This is a genomic window from Paraburkholderia sp. BR10882 (assembly GCF_040948855.1).
GTDB lineage: Bacteria > Pseudomonadota > Gammaproteobacteria > Burkholderiales > Burkholderiaceae > Paraburkholderia > Paraburkholderia nodosa_A.
The window spans coordinates 1-1,422 of the sequence record NZ_JBFPKP010000053.1; the positions used below are offsets into that span (position 1 = coordinate 1).

A 1,422-nucleotide genomic window follows, 5' to 3' on the forward strand; every position below is an offset into this window, starting at 1 on the left:
CAGATGGTATGGACGCCTCCCCCCGGAAACGGGCCGTCGTGGAAGTGACGGACCGGGCGCGGGAGACTTGGCACGCGTCGGTCTGCGTATGCCAAAGTAAGGGTGCTCGTCAACCGCGCGTCAAGGAGAACCGGAAATGAAACCCACCCTCATCGGAATGGACATTGCCAAGCAGGTATTCCAGCTTCATGCACTCGACCCGCAGAGCGGCCAGATCGAAAGACTCAAGCTAAAGCGTGCACAGGTTCTCGAGTTCTTCGCCAGGCGCGCACCTTCGGTTGTTGTGATGGAAGCCTGTGGCAGCGCACACGACTGGGCGAGACGGTTGCAGCAGCTCGGTCATGATGCGAGGCTCATCTCCGCGCGGTCAGTGCGGCCGTTTGTGTTGCGTAACAAGACCGACGCGGCCGATGCCCGAGCCATCTGCACAGCGGCGCAGCAGCCGGATGCGCGCTTTGTTGCTATCAAGAGTGAAGATCAGCAAGCCATCCTGGCGATACATCGGATGCGTGCCCAGCTCATGAAGTTCCGCATCATGCAAACCAACGCGTTGCGCGGCCTGTTATACGAGTTCGGCGAAACACTGCCCGAGAGTTATCGGGCCTTCGCCAAAGCATTCCCTGCCACGCTTGCAGGGGTCGCTGAACGTCTGCCAGGGATCCTGATCGACAGCCTGCGTGAGCAATGGAATCGCGTTCAGGCCACCGACAAGGAAATCACCGTGCTTGAGCGGCGGCTCGCTACCGCCTTTCGTAACAACGGGGACTGCCAGAAGGTCGCCGACATCCCTGGCGTTGGCCTTCTCACTGCCACCGCGACGGTTGCATCTATCGGCGATGCGCGAACGTTCAAATCCGGCCGTGAGTTTGCCGCCTGGCTGGGTCTGGTGCCGAGGCAGACGGGAACGGGTGGACGGGTACGACAGATGGGCCTGAGCAAACGCGGCGACACCTATTTGCGCACACTGCTAATGCACGGCGCCCGCTCGGTCATCATCCAGGGCACACGATCGGCGTGGATCGACGGCCTGCTCAGGCGCAGACCGTTTAATGTCGCCGTTGCTGCTGTCGCCAACAAACTGGCACGAACCATCTGGGCGGTACTTGCCCGAGCGCAGGGCTATCAGGCTTCACCGCCCGCTGCTGCGTAGACTTCACGTTATGACGGCTTCCTGAAACCTTCCTCAAGGAGCGCAAGCAAGTGCTGCATGATGGCTAACAGGTTGGACCGGGGCGAGGAAAACCCGATAGGGAAGATGAACCATTGTGTTCGATTTGCAGATGAGGACCTCGCCAGCTAATTCCATTAGGGCCTGCAGGCGCATACCGACCTGCGAAAACGGGCCGGACATAAGCGTGCTGCCTTTACCTGAAAGCCAAAAATCGCAACACTGTTTGCAATCCGGGAGGCGTCCACATAAGA

Annotated in this window: 1 protein-coding gene; it reads left to right on the forward strand. The window is 59.8% G+C overall.

Annotation, left to right across the window (positions count from 1 at the left end):
- Positions 1–136 precede the first annotated feature (136 nt).
- Positions 137–1,150, forward strand: coding sequence for an IS110 family transposase (locus AB3X99_RS40835; protein WP_368662062.1), 1,014 nt, complete (start codon positions 137–139; stop codon positions 1,148–1,150).
- Positions 1,151–1,422: the final 272 nt, after the last annotated feature.